Source organism: Gluconobacter sp. Dm-73, from assembly GCF_018256215.1.
Lineage (GTDB): Bacteria > Pseudomonadota > Alphaproteobacteria > Acetobacterales > Acetobacteraceae > Gluconobacter > Gluconobacter cadivus.
The window spans coordinates 13267-33383 of record NZ_JAERLW010000002.1 but is presented as its reverse complement, the minus strand read 5'-3'; the positions used below and the strand labels follow the sequence as shown (position 1 = coordinate 33383).

Genomic DNA, 20117 nt, shown 5'->3' with positions numbered 1-20117 from the left:
GTGGATTTGACCCATATCCATGCCCATCTGACGCGCTTGTTCAACAGCGGCGGCCATGACCATGCGGGCAATCGCATCGTCTGGTGGCAGGACCGCGACGGAGAATTCTCTGAGGAATTGGACAAGCTGAGCCTGGAAAGCTGCCACGAAGACGGTGTGACGCCGCTCCGTCTTGGTGACGAGTCCACACTTGCCCTGAAAGTGCGTATGCTGCTGGAACAGCCCAAGGCGCGCTTCTTGATCTATGAGCGGGGAGCGCCACCGGATCCGGCGCACGATATGCTGCTCGACATCCGCAAATGGGCGGCGCCCTTTGCAGCAGACAAATCCACGCTGATCCTGCGCGAGCTGAGTCTGGTCGATGAGCTGTCGCTCAAATCCCACGTCTCCGATCGCGCCCGCTTCTTTGCCAGCCGGGAGCGCATGGACAAGCTTATCCGATTCATCGCGCCGGGCGATGGCGCGTATCAGATCGACCTCAAGATCATGGCAGTGCTGGCCCGCGCCCCGCAGCCGCAGCTCTCACAGATTCTACGCATTTTGTTGGCCGAGCTTGATCCCCAAAATCTGGCGGCAGACGGCAAAACACTCGTCGAGTTCCAGCGATACGGCGTTGAGCAGGCCTTCTGGGACTTTATCGCGCAAGAGTTCCGCTATGCCGATGACGGGCCAAACCTGCGCAACCTGCTGCTGCGCCTCTTCGCCACAGACTTCGCCCGCCATGCGACCGGCAGGGTTCCGGCGTCGCTGATGCACCTGGTGCTGCCCAATGGCGGCGGCTCCAACGCGGTCGTGTTCATGGACGCATGGCGCGATTCCAGCAGCTACCAGCGCTCCTATGATACTCTGTCCGCCGTCATTGCCGACGATCTGCGCATCAAGAGCCAGCTGAGCGGCTTCGCGCTAGCCGATCTGGAGATGGTTCATAGTTTCCTCGATGTCGAGAAGCGATTGGCATCGCTGCTTGTGCGCGAGGTCCTAGATGCTTCCGAGACGGTCAATGCCGCGCGGATCACAGACATCGCACGCAGTCGCCAGAATGCGTATTGGGCCAACGCCGAAAAACCGTCGACCGAGGACGCGCCCCGCGCAGCCCTGAACAGCGTCTACGATGCGATCATCCACGCGGGTGCGTTTCTCGCGCTCAAGGGCGAAATCGGGGTGCATCTTCGCAGCAACACAGCGGCTGAAACGTGGAAGCTGTACACCGAGCGCCTCTATCGCTTCGACCAGCTCTATCGCCTGTTTGGCGAAGCAGCGGACGTGACGGAGGGTCAAAACTGGGACATTCTCAAGGACCTGCGCGGCCACATCGAGGACGTCTACGGAAACTGGTATCTGGCCGAACTCGGCCACTTGTGGACGAGTCAGGTAGAGTCGGAATTGCTACCCGCCTGGCGACTGCCGGGCGTCACCAACCAATATGATTTCTTTGCCTGTGAGGTGCAGCCGGTTCTGGATGCCGACCCCGGGCGACGGGTGGTCGTGATCATATCGGACGCATTCCGGTACGAGGCCGCACAGGAGCTGTTCGCTGCGATGCGGGGAACCGATCGCTATCAAGCGACGATGGAAGGGATGCTCGGCGTCCTGCCCTCTTATACCGCGCTGGGCATGGCATCCCTCTTGCCGCACGCGAAACTGGCCTATTCCCCGGATGGCTCGGTGCAGGTCGACGGAAAATCATCCAGCAGCTTGGAGGCGCGCAAGAAGCTTCTCGAACCGGTGGAAGGAATTGCGGTCAAGGCATCTGATCTGATGGAAATGAAGAAGGAGGACGGCAAGGCCTTCTTCAAGCCCTATCGCGTGATCTACGTCTATCACGACCAGATCGACCTGACCGCAGACAAAGGCAATGAAGAAAAGACCTTCATCGCCGTGCGGACGACGATCGATGAGATTTCGGCGCTTGTCCGCCGCGCGTTCACCTTCAATTGTAATCGCGCTATTGTGACTGCCGATCACGGCTTTCTGTTCCAGAGCGCACCTCCCGGCGACAGCCACAAGAACGCCATTCAAACTCGGCCCGACGGCGCCGTGATCGCGAAGAAGCGTTACCTGATCGGCACCAGTCTCGGCGACAATGCTGGCGCAATCAGTGGCGATATCGCCGCCACGACCAAGGCCAGCACGGATATGGGCTTCTGGGTTCCCAAAGGGATCAACCGCTTTCATTTTGTGGGAGGGAGCCGTTTCGTCCACGGCGGTGCGATGCCGCAGGAAGTGTGCGTTCCCCTGCTGCGCGTCAATTACGCGCGTGGCGAAGGCAGAGGGCGTGAAAAGACCCGTGTCACCAAGGTGGGTCTGGCCGCGCTGTTCCATAGCACCCGGATCACCACATCCCGCCACCGCTTCACGATCACGCAGACGGAAGCCGCATCCGACCGCGTGCAACCGGTCATGGCAAGGATTGCGCTCTACGATGGCGATCAACAGATTTCGAACGCTGAGGTCATTGCCTTCGATTCCACCGCCAAGGACATGAACCTCTGGAAAAAAGACGTCTGGCTCACGCTGGCCAACCAGTCGTTTGACCCGCATAGGAAATACCAGTTGATCGTCCGCGACACCGACGATCAACTGGATCTCTTCCCTCCCCATTCCGTCACCATCAGTCTGGCTTTCGAAAATGACTTCTGATCCTGACACCGAGAACGATGTCGATGCGCTGCTGGTCCAGCAATTTGCCGGAAAGGTCGTTCGAAAGGACCTGACCAAACTCGTCAAGGAGGGGGCGAATGTCCCGACGTACGTCCTCGAATATCTGCTGGGCAGCTATTGCGCGTCCGACGACGAGCAAACGATCCGCGACGGCCTTGAGACGGTAAAAGGCGTCCTGGCAGAAAACTATGTGCGCCCCGATGAGGCAGAAAAAATCAAATCGAAAATCCGCGAACGCGGTAGCTATAAGATCATCGACAAGGTCAGCGTCCGTCTTAATGAAAAGCGCGACGTCTACGAGGCCATGCTCGCCAATCTAGGCGTCAAAGATGCGGAAATTGACACGCGCTTTGTCAAGGCGAACGAGAAGCTGCTCGCCGGCGGGATCTGGTGCATCATCACGGTTCACTATTTTTTTGAGGAGGGCCGGAAGGGCTCCCCCTTCTCGGTGGCAGACCTCAAGCCAATTCAAATGCCCAATATGGACATGGAAGAGCTTTTCCAGGCCCGGAGGCACTTCACCACGAAGCAATGGATCGACGCGCTGACACGCTCGACCGGGATGGAACCAACCGTGCTCGATGAGCGCACGCTCTGGCATCTGTTGGTTCGCCTGATTCCGTTCGTCGAGAATAATTACAACATGTGCGAGCTTGGCCCGCGCGGCACCGGCAAGTCTTATGTCTATGAAGAGGTGAGTCCAAACAGCATTCTGGTGTCGGGCGGTCAGACTACTGTCGCTAACCTCTTCTACAATATGTCTCGTCGCCAGGTCGGGCTCGTAGGGATGTGGGATGTCGTCGCCTTTGACGAAGTGGCTGGCATCAGTTTCAAAGATCCCGACGGTGTCCAGATCATGAAGGGCTACATGGCGAATGGCTCGTTCGCGCGTGGGCGTGACTCGATTTCTGCCTCGGCCAGCATGGTATTCGTGGGCAATATCAATCAGTCGGTCGACACCCTGGTGAAGACGAGCCACCTCCTGTCGCCATTCCCACAAACCATGATTGACAGCGCGTTCTTTGACCGCTTTCACGCCTATATTCCTGGCTGGGAAGTCCCAAAGATGCGGCCAGAATTTTTCACAAACCGTTATGGCTTGATCACTGACTATCTCGCCGAACTCATGCGCGAAATGCGGAAGCGCAGCTTTGCTGATGCCATCGACCGCTTCTTCAAACTGGGAAATAATCTCAACCAGCGCGATACGATCGCGGTTCGCAAAACGGTCTCCGGGCTTCTCAAACTGCTCTTCCCGGATGCCACCTATGACAAGGAAGACGTCCGCCAATGCCTTGAGTATGCGCTCGAAACACGACGCCGGGTAAAGGAGCAGTTGAAGAAGATCGGCGGAATGGAGTTCTTCGACGTTCATTTTTCCTATATCGACCAGGAAAGCCATGAGGAGCGCTTCATCTCGGTGCCGGAACAAGGCGGCGGCAAGCTAATCCCTGGCGGCCCGATGAATCCCGGCGTACTTCACACCATCGGGACAGGGAGCGGTGGCCATTTGGGGCTTTATCGGCTCGAAACCCAGATCACCGCCGGAGCCGGCAAATTTGCCGTTTCCGGGATTGGCTCCAGCAGCTCTGCGCGAGAAGCACTCAAGGTCGGCTTTGATTTCTTCCGAGCCAATATCGCTCGCATCAGCAGTGCCGCGAAGGCAAGCGAGCACGACTACCACGTGCACTTGGTTGAACTGCAAAAAAATAGCGGTGCGACGACGTCGATCACGCTCGCGGGTTTCATTGCTGCCTGTTCTGGAATCTTGCAGAAGCCACTTGAAGGGCAGCTTGTCGTGCTGGGCGACATGAGTCTTGGAGGTAACATCAAGCCAGTGGAGAATCTGGCAGGTTGTATGCAACTCGCTTTCGACAGCGGCGCGAAGCGTGTGTTGCTGCCTATGTCGAGTGTTACCAACATTCCATCAATACCTGGTGAGCTCTTCGCCAAATTTCAAACTTCGTTCTATTCCGATCCGGTTGACGCGGTGTTCAAAGCTTTGGGTGTAGACTGATAAGGCTGGGTTTTATTACGACTTGGAGTTTTTGGATGACTGATCGGGGGCACATGAACCAATGTCCGTAGTTCGGGAGCGCTTTCTTGGGCGGAACGACCGAAACTTCGTAATCGCAACTGCGGCAGGTTGATTGACGCCGAACAAGGATCGCATCTTCAGCTGTCCGCCTACGATCGGCCAGCCTTACTCGGTCAATGAGCCCAGGGGACCGAACGCGCGAATGTCGGCTCGTGTTGGAAGCCGACATTTGGCGAACCGGGCGGTAATGACGGATTTGTCCCACGACGCGGCGGCACCCGGCCCATTTTCTGTCGATCTGCGATGCCGGTACGCAGGGCTGAATGTCCGTTTCTGGCGACAGTTGCTGTTCGAAATATCGTTCCGGAACGGCAGGAATGTCCCAAACTCGGTCTATCGCGCTCCGCCTAACAATGTCGGCTTTCGGGTAACCACCGCCACTTCGATGTCTCTAATGAAGGCGTAAGCAGACCTGCTGCTTACGCCTCCAATTCCGCCATTAGCCGAATGACTGCTGAGCAATTATTCAGTACCTTTAGCGGCAGGAGAGAGCATGCTGTCCTGATCTGCGCATATCTTAGGACCATACCTGAACTCTGTGTGCTCATCGCCCCAGGCCTTAAGAGCCATGATGACGGGCTTGAGGGTCTGCCCACGCGGGGTGAGGCTATATTCCACCTTTGGCGGAACTTCCGGGTAGACCGTCCGTAACACGAACCCGTCACGCTCCAGCTCGCGAAGCTGGGTTGTCAGCATTCTCTGCGTGATATTGGGCAGTCGCTTGCGGATGGCGTTGAAGCGTAATGTCCCCTGAAGCAGGTGATAGAGGATCACGCCTTTCCATTTGCCGTCGATGAGCTGAAGCGTGGCTTCAACAGCGCAGCCGGGGCTGCAATCGAGCGACTGATGGCGGATGCGGGTCATAACGGTATCATTTCCGACACTATGGGCGTTAAAAGTGCGTTCTTGTCTGCAAACAGCATAATGCTCACTCTTCTCCTCATTCAACAGAGGAGCAGACATCATGCGGGCCATCGGTTATCAGACGCCGCTTCCCATCGAAAATCCGGCGTCCCTTCAGGATATCGATCTGCCGAAACCCGTCCCTTCGGGCCGGGATCTTCTGGTGGAAATCAGGGCCGTGTCGGTCAATCCGGTTGATACAAAAGTCCGCCGCAATGCAACACCGGACGCGGGCGAGTGGCGTGTTCTGGGCTGGGATGCGGCAGGGGTTGTCGTTGGAACCGGACCGGACGTCACGGATTTTTCTGTCGGCGATGAGGTCTTTTATGCCGGTGCGATCAATCGTCCGGGGACCAATGCCGAATTTCATCTGGTCGATGAACGGATTGTCGGTCGCAAACCCCGCCCCCTGAACTGGGCCGAAGCCGCAGCCTTACCGCTGACGGCGATCACCGCCTGGGAGCTGCTTTTCGATCGTCTGGACATTCGTCGGTCTGTCCCGGGAACGACCCCATCCATATTGATCATCGGGGGTGCAGGTGGAGTCAGTTCTATGGCGATCCAGCTGGCCAAGGTTCTGACCGATATCACGGTCATTGCCACGGCGTCGCGCGCCGAAACGCAGGACTGGGTCACATCTCTCGGGGCAGATTACGTAATCGATCACAGCAAGGCTCTTGCGGAACAGGTTGCTGGCCTTCCTACGGGCGCTCCCGGCTATGTCTTTTCTACGACGCAGACGGATCAACACCTGGCAGAGATCGTCGAACTTCTTGCCCCTCAGGGACATTTCGGCCTGATTGATGATCCGGCTGAACTCAATGCCGCACCGCTCAAGCGCAAAAGCCTGTCCCTGCACTGGGAGCTGATGTTCACCCGCTCACTGTTCGGAACGGCAGACATCAGCGCTCAGGGGAAAATCCTGAACGAGGTGTCGCGCCTTATAGACGAAAGTCGTCTCCGTACGACCCTCGGCAAAAATCTTGGCGCGATCACCGCCGCCAATCTGCGAGAGGCTCACGCTCTGATCGAGAGTGGTCAGGCCAAAGGCAAGATCGTGCTCGAAGGTTTTCCTGCCTGAACGGAGAAAACGATGACGAAAACAGTCAAAGCGCTTGCGAAGGGCAAACCTCATGAATGACGAAGAGCATCTGATGACCCTGAACCGGACGGGAGGTCGCTTCGATCTCAATAAAATTGCGGCGGCGTTTCCCGAAACGGCGGACACGATGCTGCTGGACACCTATCTGACCGACAAGCCTGAAGCCAGTATCCGGGTCTTCCGGATCTACCGGGATGTGCCACCGCATTATCATACCCAGTGCGATGAAGTGCTTCATGTCCTCTCCGGGACAGGCACATTCTGGATTGATGATCCCAAGGAGGAGGCGCCGTTTGCCCCCGGCCATCTTCTGGTGTTCCCCCGTCGGGCCGTGCATGCCGTACCCCGCATTCTGAGCCATCCAGTCGTTTTTCTGGCCATCGATACGCCGCGACGGGCTCCAGACGACGTGGTGTTCGTGGATCCTGCCGAAGGTACGCCGTCCGGCTTTATTGCAGGGATTTGACATCATGGGAGTCATGAAACAGAATCGGCAGCAGGCTTTCTCTAAAAGAGGCCTGCGCAGGATCGCCATTGCCGTTTTCACGGGTTTCGTTGGGGTATGCGGGCATCCTGATCCTTCCCATGCCCAGACCATCAGGATTGAGGCAACCACTACGGCCATGGACTGGAACGCCGTAGCGCTTGCTGGCGGTCATGTGTTTGTCTCAGGCCCTCGCTGGAGCGGATTTTCCGGACCGGCCGTGGGTCTTCTGACAAAAAATGGAGAGATAGAGCCTTTTCCGGATGCTGACTGGAATGGCTGGAAATCCGGACGGGATGCGACGCATCGGTTTGTCAGCGTCAATGCTCTCCATGTTGCTCCTGACGGCACGCTCTGGGTTGTTGATACGGGAACTCCGTCTTTTGGAGGTCCACCCGTACCCGGGGCAGCGAAACTGGTCCGTATTGATCCGGCAACAGGTCATGTGCTGCGGATCTATCCTCTGGGCCCAGAAATCGCGCAGGCAGGCAGTTATATCGACGATATCCGTTTCAACGGGATGCATGCTTATCTGACGGATGCGGGCGAGGCAGCGCTGATCGTTCTTGATATCAAGACAGGCCAGGCACGCCGCGTTCTGGACAACGATGTTTCCACACGCGCACGGACAGATCGGCCGATTGTCATGGATGGGCACGTCGTGGAGAACGGTCCGCATCAGCCGCTTCTGGTGAATGTCGATCCGCTTGAAGTCAGTCCGGACGGGAAGTGGCTGTATTTCGGACCGCTTGAAGGGCCTTGGTCTCAAGTTCCGACAGCACTTCTTGACGATCCCAATGTGTCATCAACCGATCTGTCTGAGGCTGTAAAGCCTTGGGCAGATTTACCTCCAGTCGGGGGCAGCGCCATGGATGCTGCAGGAAATCTCTACTTTACCAACCTGAAGGATGACGGCGTCTATCGAAGGGACGTTTCCGGAAAGATCACGAGACTGCTCTCGGATTTACGTCTGCACTGGGCGGATGCCCCTTGTCTTGCCCCGGACAGTCGTCTCTGGCTGCCCGTCGCGCAACTGGACCGTCTTCCGATGTTCCATCAGGGGCAATCCCGCAGTCACCAGCCATTTCTGCTGGTATCTATCGATCCTCATGCTGGTCAGGTCAAACCCGGGCGATAGAGTTGGCATGAACCGACAGAAGTCATTGTTATTTATTAAAATGAAATTCCCTACTCTATAAGAATAATGGTCTTTGATGCGGACCCGAGCAATATAAAAGCCCGCTCCTGCATTTGTGCAGAAGCGGGCTTTTCAGGAAATATTTTCAAAGACAGATCAGCGTGGGCCGGAACGATGACCGCTACGGCTGGGAGCGCCTCCACGTCCGCCACCCGGACGACCACCTGACGGAGGTCCCGAACGGCGGCGTCCACCTCCGCCGCCGCCACCACGCCCCCCGCCAAGAACGGGAGGACGCTGGGTGGAAAGGCGTGCCTCTTCGGAATGGAAAGGATGATCGGTCACGACAGGGATAGGCTTGCCGATTTTCTTTTCGATATCCTTGAGCCATGCACGCTGTTCGGCATCACACAGCGACACTGCGCAACCCTCACGTCCGGCACGTGCGGTCCGGCCAATACGATGGACGTAAGATTCCGGAACATTGGGCAGGTCGTAATTGAAGACGTGACTGACCTCGTCCACATCAATACCACGCGCCGCGATATCGGTGGCCACCAGTGCCTTGATGGCTCCGCTGCGGAACCCCGCCATAGCGCGCTCGCGCGCACCCTGAGACTTGTTGCCGTGAATGGCTTCCGCACGGATCCCGTTCTTGTTCAGGAACTCGGCGACCTTGTTGGCTTCGTGCTTCATCAGCGTAAAGACCACGGCCCGGGCAACGCTCGGGCTTTCCAGCAGCATGAGAGCCGCATCTTTCTTGCTGTTCGAATCAACGAACATCACGGCCTGATTGATGCGATCAACGGTGCTGGATTCAGGTGTGACCTGAACGGTCGCCGGGTCCTTCAGCAGCGAATGCGCCAGATCGCTGATGGACGGCGGCATGGTTGCCGAGAACAGCAGGGTCTGACGCTGCTTGGGCAGAAGGGCCATGATGCGCTGGATGTCGCGCACGAAGCCCATGTCCAGCATGCGGTCGGCTTCATCAAGCACAAGAATTTCAAGGCTTGAGAGGTCGATATATTTCTGCCCGATCAGATCAAGCAGACGGCCCGGCGCAGCCACAAGAACGTCCACACCGCGGCGCGTTGCCTCGATCTGCCGCCCCTGCCCTACGCCGCCGAACACGACGGCGTAGGAAAATTTCATGTGCCGTGCGTAAGCAGCAAAGCTTTCGCCGATCTGGGATGCCAGCTCTCGTGTCGGCGCCAGAACCAGAGCCCGAACGCCCTTAGGCGGCGCAGGACGACGGTTTGAAAAGATATGATTCAGAATCGGCAGAGCAAATGCTGCGGTTTTTCCTGTGCCGGTCTGGGCCAGACCCAGAAGATCACGGCCTTCCAGCAGATAGGGAATGGCCCCGGCCTGAATCGGCGTAGGCGTGGTGTAACCCTCTTCTGCGAGAGCCTTCTGAATCGGTTCGGCAAGCTTGAGTTCGGCAAAACTGGTCATGGACCTCTCCTTTGAGACGGCAAGGTCATGCTCAGTTAACCGCACCGCTATACATCCCGCCCGACCAATCGGCCGCAGGCTTTATATTGCAGACCACTTCTTGCCCGATGTGCTCACAGAGCCAGCAGGATCATGAAGTCATCATCACATTTCAGAAAATGCCCCTGAAGTGCTTATGGGATGTAGGACAGCACTTGTCCCATTGCAAGGATACAGCAATGCCATTCTGTGAAAAACCATTGCTATTTCTTGAGTTTTGCCATCAGGCGAAGCTGTCGTATTGAACCAGTGCATCAAGAGGCAAGAGCCCGCCGCGAGGCTTTGGCGAGGATGCTTCACGCCCAAGCGCGACAAACATCACAATTTCATGATCCACCGGAAGATTAATGATCTCCCCGACCCGATCGAAATCAAATCCGTCCATCGGGCATGTCTGAAGGCCGTGGGCCGATGCCGCCATCATGAGTGCATAGGCTGCCAGACCGCACGACCGGAACCCCTCGTCCCGCTGCACCTGTTCGCGCCCTTCATAATAAGAGCGGATCATGCCGACATACCCTTCGCGCACGGATTCCGGCGCGTCTTTCCAGTACCGTGCGGGATCTTTCTCCCACGCTTTGATATCGGCACACATGACGATCAGCGCGGAACATTCCTCGACCTGCGGCTGATCCCATGCGGCGGCACGAATTCTGCGACGCTGATCAGCGTCCCGCACAACCAGAAAGCGATAGTTCTGGATATTAAATGCTGTCGGCGCATGGCGGGTCGCCTCCAGAATAGCCGTCAGATCAGCATCCGCAATCTGATGGTCCGCATCAAAATGCTTGGTGGCACGACGGGATGCGATGGCCTGAAGAATGTCGCTCATAAATCCAGCACTCCGCTTTGATGATGAAAGGCCTAGATCAGGTCTAGATCTTCAAACCTTACTCCAAAGAAAAGGTTGCAAACAATTGAACCCGGTCAGGGTTCTGCTCGCCGCAGCAGGAACATCGCCTGTTCCCCGAACAGGTTGGCGAGCCTGATGGAGCGACGCCAGGGCGCACGGGCTCCGTCTTCGTCAATCGCCAGCCACTGCTGAACGACATATCCCTCTTCTTCACACAGAACGAGGAAATCCCGGATTGTGCAGGGATGGATGTTTGGTGTCGTATACCAGGGCGTGCTCCAGACAGACGTCATTGGCATCCGGCCTGTCGTCAGAAGCTGAAGCCTCAGCCGCCAATGTCCGAAATTTGGAAAGGAAACAATCGCATAGCGCCCGATCCTGAGCATCTGCCGCAGGACTTCCCGCGGACGCTCGACAGCCTGAAGGGTTCTTTGCAGCACGACGTAATCGAACGTACCATCTGGATAATCCGCCAGATCATGATCCGCATCGCCGTGCATGACAGGCAGACCGTGGGCAACCGACTGCGTGACGTTCTGCATGTCGATCTCTATGCCACGCGCATCGCACGAACGCGTCCGGTATAGGTAGTCGATCAGGGTACCGTCTCCGCTTCCGACATCCAGAACGCGGGCCCGGGGCGCAATCATTTCGGCAATCAGGCGCTGGTCAACACGCATTAGCCTTCTCCCGCCAGAAGGGCTGCATGTTCGGCAGCGCCATTGATAAAGCCCCGGATCGTCCGGTCAAAATCGGGCTCTTCCAGCAAAAAAGCATCGTGTCCGCGATCGCTCTCGATTTCGACGAAAGACACGTTCGCTCCTGCCCGGTTCAACGCCCGCACCAGAAGACGCGACTGGGATGTCGGAAACAGCCAGTCCGAACTGAAAGAGACGACGCAGAAACGCGTCTGCGATTTCCGGAAAGGGTTGGCTAGATCCCCATCGTGTTCCGCAGCCAGATCGAAATAGTCCATCGCGCGCGTGATGGTCAGATAGGAATTGGCATCGAAGCGCCGCACGAATGACGAACCCTGATGACGCAGATAGCTCTCGACCTCGAACATCTCGCCAAATAGGGACGGACTGCTGGACGCCGGCACAGCCGTGGCGGCATCATGCCGGATGCGCCGTCCGAATTTCCGGCTGAGAGCCTCCTCCGACAGATAGGTGATATGCGCCATCATTCGTGCGACCCCAAGCCCACGGGCCGGAATGGCATCGAAGTCCCGGTAGTGGCCGTCATGCCAGTCCGGATCGGCAAAAATAGCCTGTCGGCTGACTTCATTGAACGCGATATTCTGGGCGGAGTGGAAAGGCGACGTTGCAATCGGCATGGCGGCAAACACCCGGTCAGGGAAGTCCGCAGCCCAGGTCAGAGCCTGCATTCCGCCCATTGAGCCGCCAATAACGGCAAACAGGCGTCCAATGCCCAGATGGTCGATCAGCTTGGCCTGAGCAGCCACGATGTCATGCATGGTGATCGGCGGAAACGCGCTATCCCACGCCTTCCCGGTTTCTGCACAGACCGAGCGCGGCCCCGTCGTGCCCATACAGCCCCCCAGGACATTGGAGCACACAACGAAATACCGATCCGTATCAATCGGAAGGCCGGGCCCCACCATGCGGCTCCACCAGCCGGGTTTTCCGGTCAGAGGATGCTGTTCCGCGAGATACTGATCGCCCGTTAATGCATGACAGACCAGAATGGCATTGTCGCGCGCTGGCGAGAGCGTTCCATAGGTACAATACGCGATCTCCAGCGGTGCCAGATGCACCCCGCATTCCAGATCGAGGCCGCCCTCAAGACGCACAGTCCGGTGCTCATGAACCGGACCATCCGCGACAATCGGTAACGCGCTGATGTCCATCGTTAACCCGCCTCCGATACCAGACCTGAAAGCAGCATTGCCTTCAAGGCGCCACGGTATGACACCGCACGGCAATGCGATCAAATTCCTTTTGGAATGACGATCAATTAACGGCTTGAATAAAGTTAAAAAACCGTAAAAAAGTCATCAATGACGAATGCGTTCTCACATTCCCCTGCTGACGATTCACAAGCGCCGTCTTTCCCGGTCGATGCGTCGCCTCTTCAGATTCTCGGGCATTCCGGACTTTTCGACGCATTTTACTATTTGAAAACCAATCCGGATCTTGAACCGCTTGGAACCGACGTTCTTCGCCATTTTCATCAGCATGGATGGCGCGAAGGCCGCAAACCCAATCCTTTTTTTGATCCCCACTGGTATCTCAGTCAGAACCGCGACGTTATTGGCGACCCGTTACTGCATTATGTCCTGCGTGGTGAGCGGGAAGGACGTCGCCCGATCGCATGGTTCGACCCGACCTGGTATGTAAAAACCTATCACGTTCCGGAACGGATGCTGGCCCTCGCCCATTATCTGCTGAACCGACACACGACCCCTCTGCGCCCCATTCCGGATTTCGATCCGGAATTCTATCTGCGGTCTTATCCGGATGTCGCGAAAGCTGGCCTGGATGCGCTTGAACATTATATGATTCAGGGATTTCGCGAAGCGAGACGCCCCTTCGACGGGTTCGACCCTCTTTATTACAGGCGCAAACACCTGCGAAACGCGCCCGAAAGCAATCCATTTCTTCATTATCTGGAAAACCGCGAACGGCCGGATGTTCATCCATGCAGTCCTGAAAGCGAAATATCGGTTTTTGGCGAAATCAAACGCAGAACAAAACCCGGCCCATTTTTTGAAAAGCCCCGCCCCCTTCCCAAAAGCGCCATTCGGCGCGCACGGGTTCTGGCCTATTATCTTCCGCAGTTTCACGCCATCCCAGAGAACGACGCCTGGTGGGGCGATGGTTTCACGGAGTGGGCCAACCTGCCCCGTGGCGTTCCACGTTTTGCAGACCATTATCAGCCACGCATTCCACGCGACCTCGGTCACTACACTCTGAACTCGCCAGAAATCCTCGAACGGCAAGCTGCCATGGCCCAGGCAGCGGGCATTGAAGGGTTCATTTTCTATTTCTACTGGTTCAACCGCCAGCGCCTGCTGGAACAACCACTGGACATCCTGCTGGCCAACCCGCAGATCGACCTTCCGTTCTGCCTGATGTGGGCCAATGAGAACTGGAGCCGTCGCTGGGACGGATCGGATGACGACCTGCTGATTGCGCAGGACTACCGCCCCGAAGATGACGAAGCCCTCGTGGACTGCTTTGCCCGCTATCTGAAAGACCCGCGCTATATTCATTGCGATGGACGGCCGGTCCTCATGATTTACCGTCCCGGCACAATCCCCGCTGCTCCGGCCACGATCGCCAGATGGCGCGCGATGTTCCGGGAGCGACACGGATTAAACCCGATCCTTGTCATGGGACAGGCCTTTGGAGACGAAAATCCCGACCTTTTCGGACTGGACGGGGCCATTGAGTTTCCGCCTCACAAGGTCGTATCAGGCTGCAACCTGATGAATGACGAACTCAAGCTCTTCGATAATGAGTTCAGTGCTCAGGTTTATGATTATAGTGACGTAGTGGAGCATGCCCTGTCTCAACCCGAAGCGCCGTTTCCACTCATCCGAACTGCGGCCCCCTCCTGGGATAATGACGCGCGCCGGCAGGGAAAAGGTCTTGTCCTGCACGGATCAACCCCGGAACTCTATGAACACTGGCTCGGCGGTCTGATCGAACAGGCTCAAACCCGGCCTTTCTTCGGAGACCCGGTCGTATGCATCAATGCCTGGAACGAATGGGCTGAAGGAGCATATCTGGAACCGGATCAACATTTCGGAAGCGCCTATCTCAACGCGACGGCCCGCGCCTGTACCGGCTTTGGTGGCAAGCGGTCTCGATCCAAGCTTCTGCTGATTGGTCATGACGCATTTCCAGCGGGCGCGCAGAGACTGCTTCTGGAAACAGGCCGCACCCTGCAACACTGCTTTGGAGTGGAGCTTCAGTTTCTTCTTCTAGCGGACGGTGCACTTCTGAATGACTATCGGAATGTAGCACCGACTGAAATACTTTCTGCAGAAGCAGAAACACTCGCATCTCGTCTCTACACACTTCAAAAGCAGGGATTTCAGTCAGCTATCCTCAATAGTGCTGCGTCTTCAGCCATCGCGCCTCACCTTGCGCAGGCAAGTATCGATTTCCTGTTCCTGATCCATGAACTTCCGACCCTCCTCCGCAGCCGCAATCTTTATACGCCTATGAAACAGGCCTGCGCGCTTGCTCGGAATGTTATTGTCCCGGCCAGAAGTGTGGCCAGAAAACTCGATCTCGAAGCTGCAAAAACCCTGAAAATCCTGCCACAGGGCCTCTATGCCGCCGCGTCACTTTCCATGCAGACACGGCAGACGATCCGCAAACAGATGGGCTTTAGCTCAACAGATCCGGTCGTGATCGGCGCAGGCTACGCGGATTTGCGAAAGGGGTTTGACCTTTTCCTTCAGCTCTGGCGCAAACTGCGCAGCACAGTACACTGTGTCTGGCTGGGAGGTATTGATCCGTCCCTGAAAAACAACCTTCACACTGAACTGGAAAACGCCTGCTCCAGCGGCACATTCCACATGCCGGGACGGATAGACAATGTTCCGGCCTGGTTTGCCGCGGCCGATGTGTTTGTTCTGCCATCACGCGAAGACCCCTACCCTTCGGTTGTTCTCGAAGCGCTGGCTGCGGGCCTTCCATGCGTTGCATTCGACGACGCAGGGGGAATTCCAGATCTTTTGAAAGAACTCGACAGCAATAAAGATTTCCAAAACCGGACTGTTCCGTTCGCAGATGTCTCAGCTCTGGCCAGTGCAACTGAAGACCTGGCCATCTGGTCCATGAAAAGAACTGGTAAAGAACGCCAGAAAGCCGGGCGGTTCGCACAGGACGCATTCAGCTTCAAACACTATGCTCAGGACATTCTCAGCCTGGCTCTGCCAAAGGTGCCAAAAATCTCTGTTGTTATTCCGTCCTATAACTATGCCCGTTACATGAGCAGCCGCCTGTCTTCCATTTTTGCACAGACAATACCGGTTTTTGAAATCATCGTCCTTGATGATGCGTCTCACGATAACAGTCTTGAAATCGCGCGTCAGACTGCAAAAGACTGGAACCGAGACATTCTCTGCATTGAAAATACTGTTCCCTCAGGGTCTGTCTTCCGGCAATGGCACAAAGCCCTTAACCTCGCACAAGGCGACTGGATCTGGATTGCCGAAGCAGATGATTTTTGTGAACCTGATTTTCTCGAAAATATTCTGGACGGCATCAACAGCAATCCGTCTGTTGTTATGGCATTCACCGATAGCCGCTCGGTAGATGAAGACGGAACGCCAATGTCTTCATCTTATCGTCCCTACTACTCACAAAGTGTAGGCGCACTTTTGGAAAATAACAGTCAATTTACAGGTGAAGGATTTGTAAGAGAATGCCTGTTTGAACGTAATCTCGTTCTCAATGTCAGCAGCGCTATTTTTCAGAAAAAACGTTTGTTCACTGCCATTAATGCCTGTCAAAGAGACTTAAAAACACTTCGCGTTGCCGGAGACTGGAGAATTTATGTAGAGCTCTTGACGCAGGAAGATGCAGAAGTTGTATACATAGCAAAATCTCTCAATGTTCATCGAAGACATGCTGTTTCAGCAACACACTCTCTCAATCGACGAAACCATATCGAAGAAATTGCGTACATGCATACCCTTCTCATTAATCGCCTAACCCTTCATGAAGCACATACAAAACGTCAAAAAGAGTATATTGCCGCATTAGAAAATCAATTCGGAATACAGCGGACACACTAAAGGAAAATATAAATCTCAACCCACATTAATGGGCGGCCGCCTCCTTCCGGATAAATCCTTACGACATAATTAATATTATATTTTTAATTTTTTGTAGCGTGATTGAGTATCAATTAAAGATACAGAAAAATTCCAAAAGGAAATGCCATGAGCCGCGATTTCAAAATTGTGGATGTTTTCAGCTCTACTCCCTTTAAGGGAAATCCTGTTGCTGTTGTACTGGATGCTGAAGGACTAAACACAAAACAAATGCAAGCGATCGCTGGTTGGACAAACCTGTCGGAAACGACATTTCTACTCCCCCCAACTCAGCCAGGCGCGACCTATAAACTGCGCATCTTCAGTCCGCGCAACGAACTGGACTTTGCTGGGCACCCTACCCTCGGAAGCGCATTTGCCGCGCTCGAGGCAAAGCGTATTTTTCCTACAAACGGAAAAATTATTCAGGAATGTGGTGTCGGCCTGGTCACTCTCCACGTGGAAGATACGCATCTTTCTCTTACGCTTCCTGAACCGAAACTGAAGGTTGTTACCAACGAAGCCATTTCAGAAATAGAAGCCGCCCTTGGGCGCTCTGTGTCCAGAATCGCTTCCCCCGTGACGGTCAATACAGGGATTGTTTGGATTGTCGCCTATATTCCGGATGCAAAGGATGTTTTCAATATCAAACCAAATCTGGAACGCCTGACAGCTCTTTCTAATAAATTGAACGTCACTGGCGTGACAGTTTTTGGCGATAAGGGACAGTCTGGCGAGATTGAGGTCCGGACATTCGCGCCTGCATGTGGCATCGAAGAGGATCCCGTCTGCGGTAGCGGAAATGGTAGCGTTGCGGCTTTCCGCCAACATTACAAACTTTTAGAAATACAGGAAACGACTTATATCGCCAACCAAGGTCAAAAAGTTGGTCGCGATGGAAAAATTGTCATTCATTACACCGAAGATGGTCAAATTATTCTTGGTGGATCGTGCATCATAACAGTAAACGGAACAATAAATATTTAATATTCCAATAAATCTAAATATATTTTAGCATCTCTTGCCATCCTTTCCCCTGTCCATAATGACGCATGCAAGATCCGAGCCTTTTCAAGTCTAACTAAGTTTCGCAGACAAAGGTTATTCATTGGAATGGTGAGACGAGATTGACGAAGCCAAGATATGGTTTCTGGGTTTCGTCATATCGGTTAGCAACACATTGCCAGTCCTAGAGTTTATTGAAGAGGCGCTCGACAAAATTTAGCCAACGATACTTATCCTATCATGAGGGACAGGATCGCGGCGGTTGTTTTTGTGTGGAATGACGGATTCGAGGTCTGCATCGTAACCTTTATCGGCGAGGAACGCCTTGATCCTGTCAGGGATCACGGAACAGCGGGCCGAAACCATGGACATCGTGAGTCTCTTTTGACGTCAGGACCAAACCGATAGGACACCCGCTGACAGCGCATCGGTGCTACAGTTTGCTGGTGAAGCTGTCACGCCACCGTCCAAACGCCTCGCTTGCCTGAGATTCTTTTTATACTGACTATACAATGATGCGCCTGGGTGACCGTGCTGTTGATCATGTCTGATTTGGTATCCCGTTCGACCGCCTCAGCCAGGATTCCCTGCACCGCATCGAACACGTCCGTCGTCACCCAGCGTCGGTTGCGTCGGAACACGCTGTTCCACTTGCCATAGTCAGAGGAAGACAGACGATTGTTTTGCGCAGGGCGACAGCCACGATCCTTCTCGTGCGAAAGCATCGTCCCGATAAGGGTTCATCCTTCGTTAGAAATGCTCAATACGATCCCCCAACAATGCCTCTAAAAAGCAGCCCTGAATCAATCAGGGATGTTACTGTCAAACCTCGTCCACGAAATCTAGGCTGTGGCGTCCATGTGCAGATGCATCTGCCGCTTGTCAACGATATTAGACAATCTGATTCGCGCAGCAGCCAGTCTCATTTTTGATTTAGAGTCAAAAAATAGAGTGGTGAGGTCGATAGGGCGGATTATCCTTCTTTCTTGCTATCAAAAATAGTACGGGCTTCGTGATCTATTTTTAGGCCAACATAGACGGAATGGAATCACTGAAGCGTAACTCAAAAACTGAGTATTTTTCAGAAATTTTCATTTTAGATAATTCGACGCAATATGCGTGGACCAAAGAGGAATCTGATTCTCGGTAACCATTTATTATATAATATAACTATTTTATGATGATACTTTATGTGAAAGTGTCGTAATTTTTTATAGAAATAAATTATTTTTCTTGTTTTGCTTCATTCAGTCTTTATGGGTTGATGTTCGAGTCAACGAGAAAAATGGAGAAGTAACATGTCCAATATCGGAAATACTTATTACGGATCTGGGAATTCTCTCTCACTTACAGCCTCAACAAATGGTGGCAGCTACAATCTGGGTTCTCTTTTGGCTATTGGCCCCAATGACTTGACTGTGGAATCCGGAGACGGATCTGCAGTCAGCGCCACTGTCCAGTTGGCTGCGCTCGCGGCCGCTGCTTCATATACGATAACGGCGGAAGCTCACACGACAGTCGCAGTCAGCAGTGGAACAGTTGGCATCTTGACCGGAGTTACGCTTGATGCGGACGGCGGGACAATGTCTATTAGCGGCGGTTTGTTGGATGCATTGAAATACGTAACAGTAAATATTACAAACGGCGGCACTTTTAGTGGATCTGCCAGTTTTATTAGCGCGGCGTCAGGCCTTCAGATCAATTTTGGGGAGGGAGGGGGAACCCTCAATCTTGCGGCATCAAGCGCGAATATCGCTCTTTTGAGTGGAGCAACTATCAATGGTTTCGGGGCAGGCGACGAGATTATCGTGAGCTCTAACGGCACTCTGGCAACGATTACAGGTGTTACATACAACTCCCTGCTTGACACAAGTACGATATCTTTTGGCAATGGGGATACATTAATCCTCAATGGGCAATACACGGATCAAGAAGATGGAGAGGGGACATATCTCTCCACACAGTCCGTTTCAGGCGGAAATGGAACGGAGCTTGTCGTCGCGTGCTTTGCGAAGGGGACCGCAATTCAGGCTGCAGACGGAGAAGTCTCCGTAGAGAATTTGCAGATTGGGGATCTGGTTCGGACTGTGAGCGGAGATTTGAAACCTGTAGTCTGGATTGGCTACAGAAGTTATTCATCGCGTTTCGCAGGCGTAAACCCGAATGTTATCCCTGTAACTTTCAAATGTGGTTCGTTGGGAGGTGGTCTCCCCGTTTGCGATCTGACAGTCTCTCCGAAACATGCAATGTTGATAGATGGAGTGCTTGTCCAAGCTGAAAGCCTTGTGAACGAGACAACAATAGTTCGATCGTTTAGTAAAAAAATAATTGAATATTATCATATAGAACTTGAAGAGCACGACGCTGTTTATGCAGAAGGGACGCCTTCCGAGACGTTCATCGACGATTCAAGCCGATCAATGTTCCATAACGTAAACGACTATTATGCACTTTACCCAAACCGGAGGGTGAAACCGGTGCATTACTGTGCTCCGCGCCTAGAAGAAGGGCCCATCGTAGAGCGTATTCGTCGCAATCTCCAAGAGATTTCCAAGAATAATACGCTTCTTTCAGCGTGATTATAG

General features: G+C 54.4%; 13 protein-coding genes. 8 read left to right on the top strand and 5 right to left on the bottom strand.

The genetic code is table 11. The features are described from left to right. Window positions 1-2640 carry a BREX-1 system phosphatase PglZ type A gene (pglZ, locus tag JK176_RS02055; protein ID WP_211586182.1) on the top strand — a complete coding sequence of 880 codons (2640 nt, stop codon included), beginning with the start codon at window positions 1-3 and terminating at the stop codon, window positions 2638-2640. After that, window positions 2630-4678 (top strand): protease Lon-related BREX system protein BrxL, encoded by a 2049-nt coding sequence (brxL, locus tag JK176_RS02050; protein ID WP_211586181.1) that lies wholly within the window; start codon window positions 2630-2632, stop codon window positions 4676-4678. The genes pglZ and brxL overlap by 11 nt, the downstream gene beginning before the upstream one ends. A 543-nt stretch (window positions 4679-5221) precedes the next feature. Here brxL and JK176_RS02045 read toward each other — a convergent pair. Further along, on the bottom strand, window positions 5222-5623 hold the full coding sequence (locus JK176_RS02045) for a helix-turn-helix domain-containing protein (protein WP_211586180.1): 402 nt from the start codon (window positions 5621-5623) through the stop codon (window positions 5222-5224). 100 nt (window positions 5624-5723) lie between these two features. On the opposite strand from JK176_RS02045, the gene JK176_RS02040 reads away from it, so the two are divergent. The 3 genes from JK176_RS02040 to JK176_RS02030 are packed head-to-tail and all read left to right on the top strand — an operon-like array spanning window position 5724 to window position 8386. Further along, window positions 5724-6743, top strand: coding sequence for a zinc-binding alcohol dehydrogenase family protein (locus JK176_RS02040; RefSeq protein ID WP_211586178.1), 1020 nt, complete (start codon window positions 5724-5726; stop codon window positions 6741-6743). Window positions 6744-6795: 52 nt separating this feature from the next. After that, the gene (locus JK176_RS02035) at window positions 6796-7230 is read left to right on the top strand and encodes a cupin domain-containing protein (RefSeq protein WP_211586177.1); all 435 of its coding nucleotides are present in this window, start codon (window positions 6796-6798) and stop codon (window positions 7228-7230) included. A gap of 13 nt (window positions 7231-7243) precedes the next feature. Next, window positions 7244-8386, top strand: a complete 1143-nt coding sequence (locus JK176_RS02030) for a major royal jelly family protein (protein ID WP_249194129.1) — start codon at window positions 7244-7246, stop codon at window positions 8384-8386. 156 nt (window positions 8387-8542) lie between these two features. On the opposite strand, the gene JK176_RS02025 is transcribed toward JK176_RS02030, so the two are convergent. The 4 genes from JK176_RS02025 to JK176_RS02010 all read right to left on the bottom strand — a co-directional run bounded on the left by JK176_RS02025 (window position 8543) and on the right by JK176_RS02010 (window position 12603). Continuing rightward, window positions 8543-9841, bottom strand: coding sequence for a DEAD/DEAH box helicase (locus JK176_RS02025; RefSeq protein ID WP_194262186.1), 1299 nt, complete (start codon window positions 9839-9841; stop codon window positions 8543-8545). A gap of 262 nt (window positions 9842-10103) precedes the next feature. After that, window positions 10104-10712 (bottom strand): nitroreductase family protein, encoded by a 609-nt coding sequence (locus JK176_RS02020; RefSeq protein ID WP_211586175.1) that lies wholly within the window; start codon window positions 10710-10712, stop codon window positions 10104-10106. Between the two features lie 95 nt (window positions 10713-10807). Then, the gene (gene metW, locus JK176_RS02015) at window positions 10808-11413 is read right to left on the bottom strand and encodes a methionine biosynthesis protein MetW (RefSeq protein WP_194262188.1); all 606 of its coding nucleotides are present in this window, start codon (window positions 11411-11413) and stop codon (window positions 10808-10810) included. Next, window positions 11413-12603 (bottom strand): homoserine O-acetyltransferase, encoded by a 1191-nt coding sequence (locus tag JK176_RS02010; protein ID WP_194262189.1) that lies wholly within the window; start codon window positions 12601-12603, stop codon window positions 11413-11415. Before JK176_RS02010 ends, metW begins: the two co-directional genes overlap by 1 nt. A gap of 150 nt (window positions 12604-12753) precedes the next feature. On the opposite strand from JK176_RS02010, the gene JK176_RS02005 reads away from it, so the two are divergent. The 3 genes from JK176_RS02005 to JK176_RS01995 all read left to right on the top strand — a co-directional run bounded on the left by JK176_RS02005 (window position 12754) and on the right by JK176_RS01995 (window position 20111). Further along, entirely contained in the window at window positions 12754-16509 is a 3756-nt protein-coding gene (locus JK176_RS02005) for a glycoside hydrolase family 99-like domain-containing protein (RefSeq protein WP_211586174.1), read from the top strand. 147 nt (window positions 16510-16656) lie between these two features. Next, entirely contained in the window at window positions 16657-17514 is an 858-nt protein-coding gene (locus tag JK176_RS02000; RefSeq protein WP_211586173.1) for a PhzF family phenazine biosynthesis protein, read from the top strand. Between the two features lie 1316 nt (window positions 17515-18830). Continuing rightward, on the top strand, window positions 18831-20111 hold the full coding sequence (locus JK176_RS01995; protein ID WP_211586172.1) for a Hint domain-containing protein: 1281 nt from the start codon (window positions 18831-18833) through the stop codon (window positions 20109-20111). The last annotated feature ends 6 nt before the right edge of the window (window positions 20112-20117 follow it).

What these genes read in the sequence shown, in the direction of transcription:
- brxL (WP_211586181.1), top strand. Translation starts at nt 2,630, where the DNA reads ATGACTTCTGATCCTGACACCGAGAACGATGTCGATGCGCTGCTGGTC.
- JK176_RS02045 (WP_211586180.1), bottom strand. Translation starts at nt 5,623, where the DNA reads ATGACCCGCATCCGCCATCAGTCGCTCGATTGCAGCCCCGGCTGCGCT.
- JK176_RS02040 (WP_211586178.1), top strand. Translation starts at nt 5,724, where the DNA reads ATGCGGGCCATCGGTTATCAGACGCCGCTTCCCATCGAAAATCCGGCG.
- JK176_RS02035 (WP_211586177.1), top strand. Translation starts at nt 6,796, where the DNA reads ATGAATGACGAAGAGCATCTGATGACCCTGAACCGGACGGGAGGTCGC.
- JK176_RS02030 (WP_249194129.1), top strand. Translation starts at nt 7,244, where the DNA reads ATGAAACAGAATCGGCAGCAGGCTTTCTCTAAAAGAGGCCTGCGCAGG.
- JK176_RS02025 (WP_194262186.1), bottom strand. Translation starts at nt 9,841, where the DNA reads ATGACCAGTTTTGCCGAACTCAAGCTTGCCGAACCGATTCAGAAGGCT.
- JK176_RS02020 (WP_211586175.1), bottom strand. Translation starts at nt 10,712, where the DNA reads ATGAGCGACATTCTTCAGGCCATCGCATCCCGTCGTGCCACCAAGCAT.
- metW (WP_194262188.1), bottom strand. Translation starts at nt 11,413, where the DNA reads ATGCGTGTTGACCAGCGCCTGATTGCCGAAATGATTGCGCCCCGGGCC.
- JK176_RS02010 (WP_194262189.1), bottom strand. Translation starts at nt 12,603, where the DNA reads ATGGACATCAGCGCGTTACCGATTGTCGCGGATGGTCCGGTTCATGAG.
- JK176_RS02005 (WP_211586174.1), top strand. Translation starts at nt 12,754, where the DNA reads ATGACGAATGCGTTCTCACATTCCCCTGCTGACGATTCACAAGCGCCG.
- JK176_RS02000 (WP_211586173.1), top strand. Translation starts at nt 16,657, where the DNA reads ATGAGCCGCGATTTCAAAATTGTGGATGTTTTCAGCTCTACTCCCTTT.
- JK176_RS01995 (WP_211586172.1), top strand. Translation starts at nt 18,831, where the DNA reads ATGTCCAATATCGGAAATACTTATTACGGATCTGGGAATTCTCTCTCA.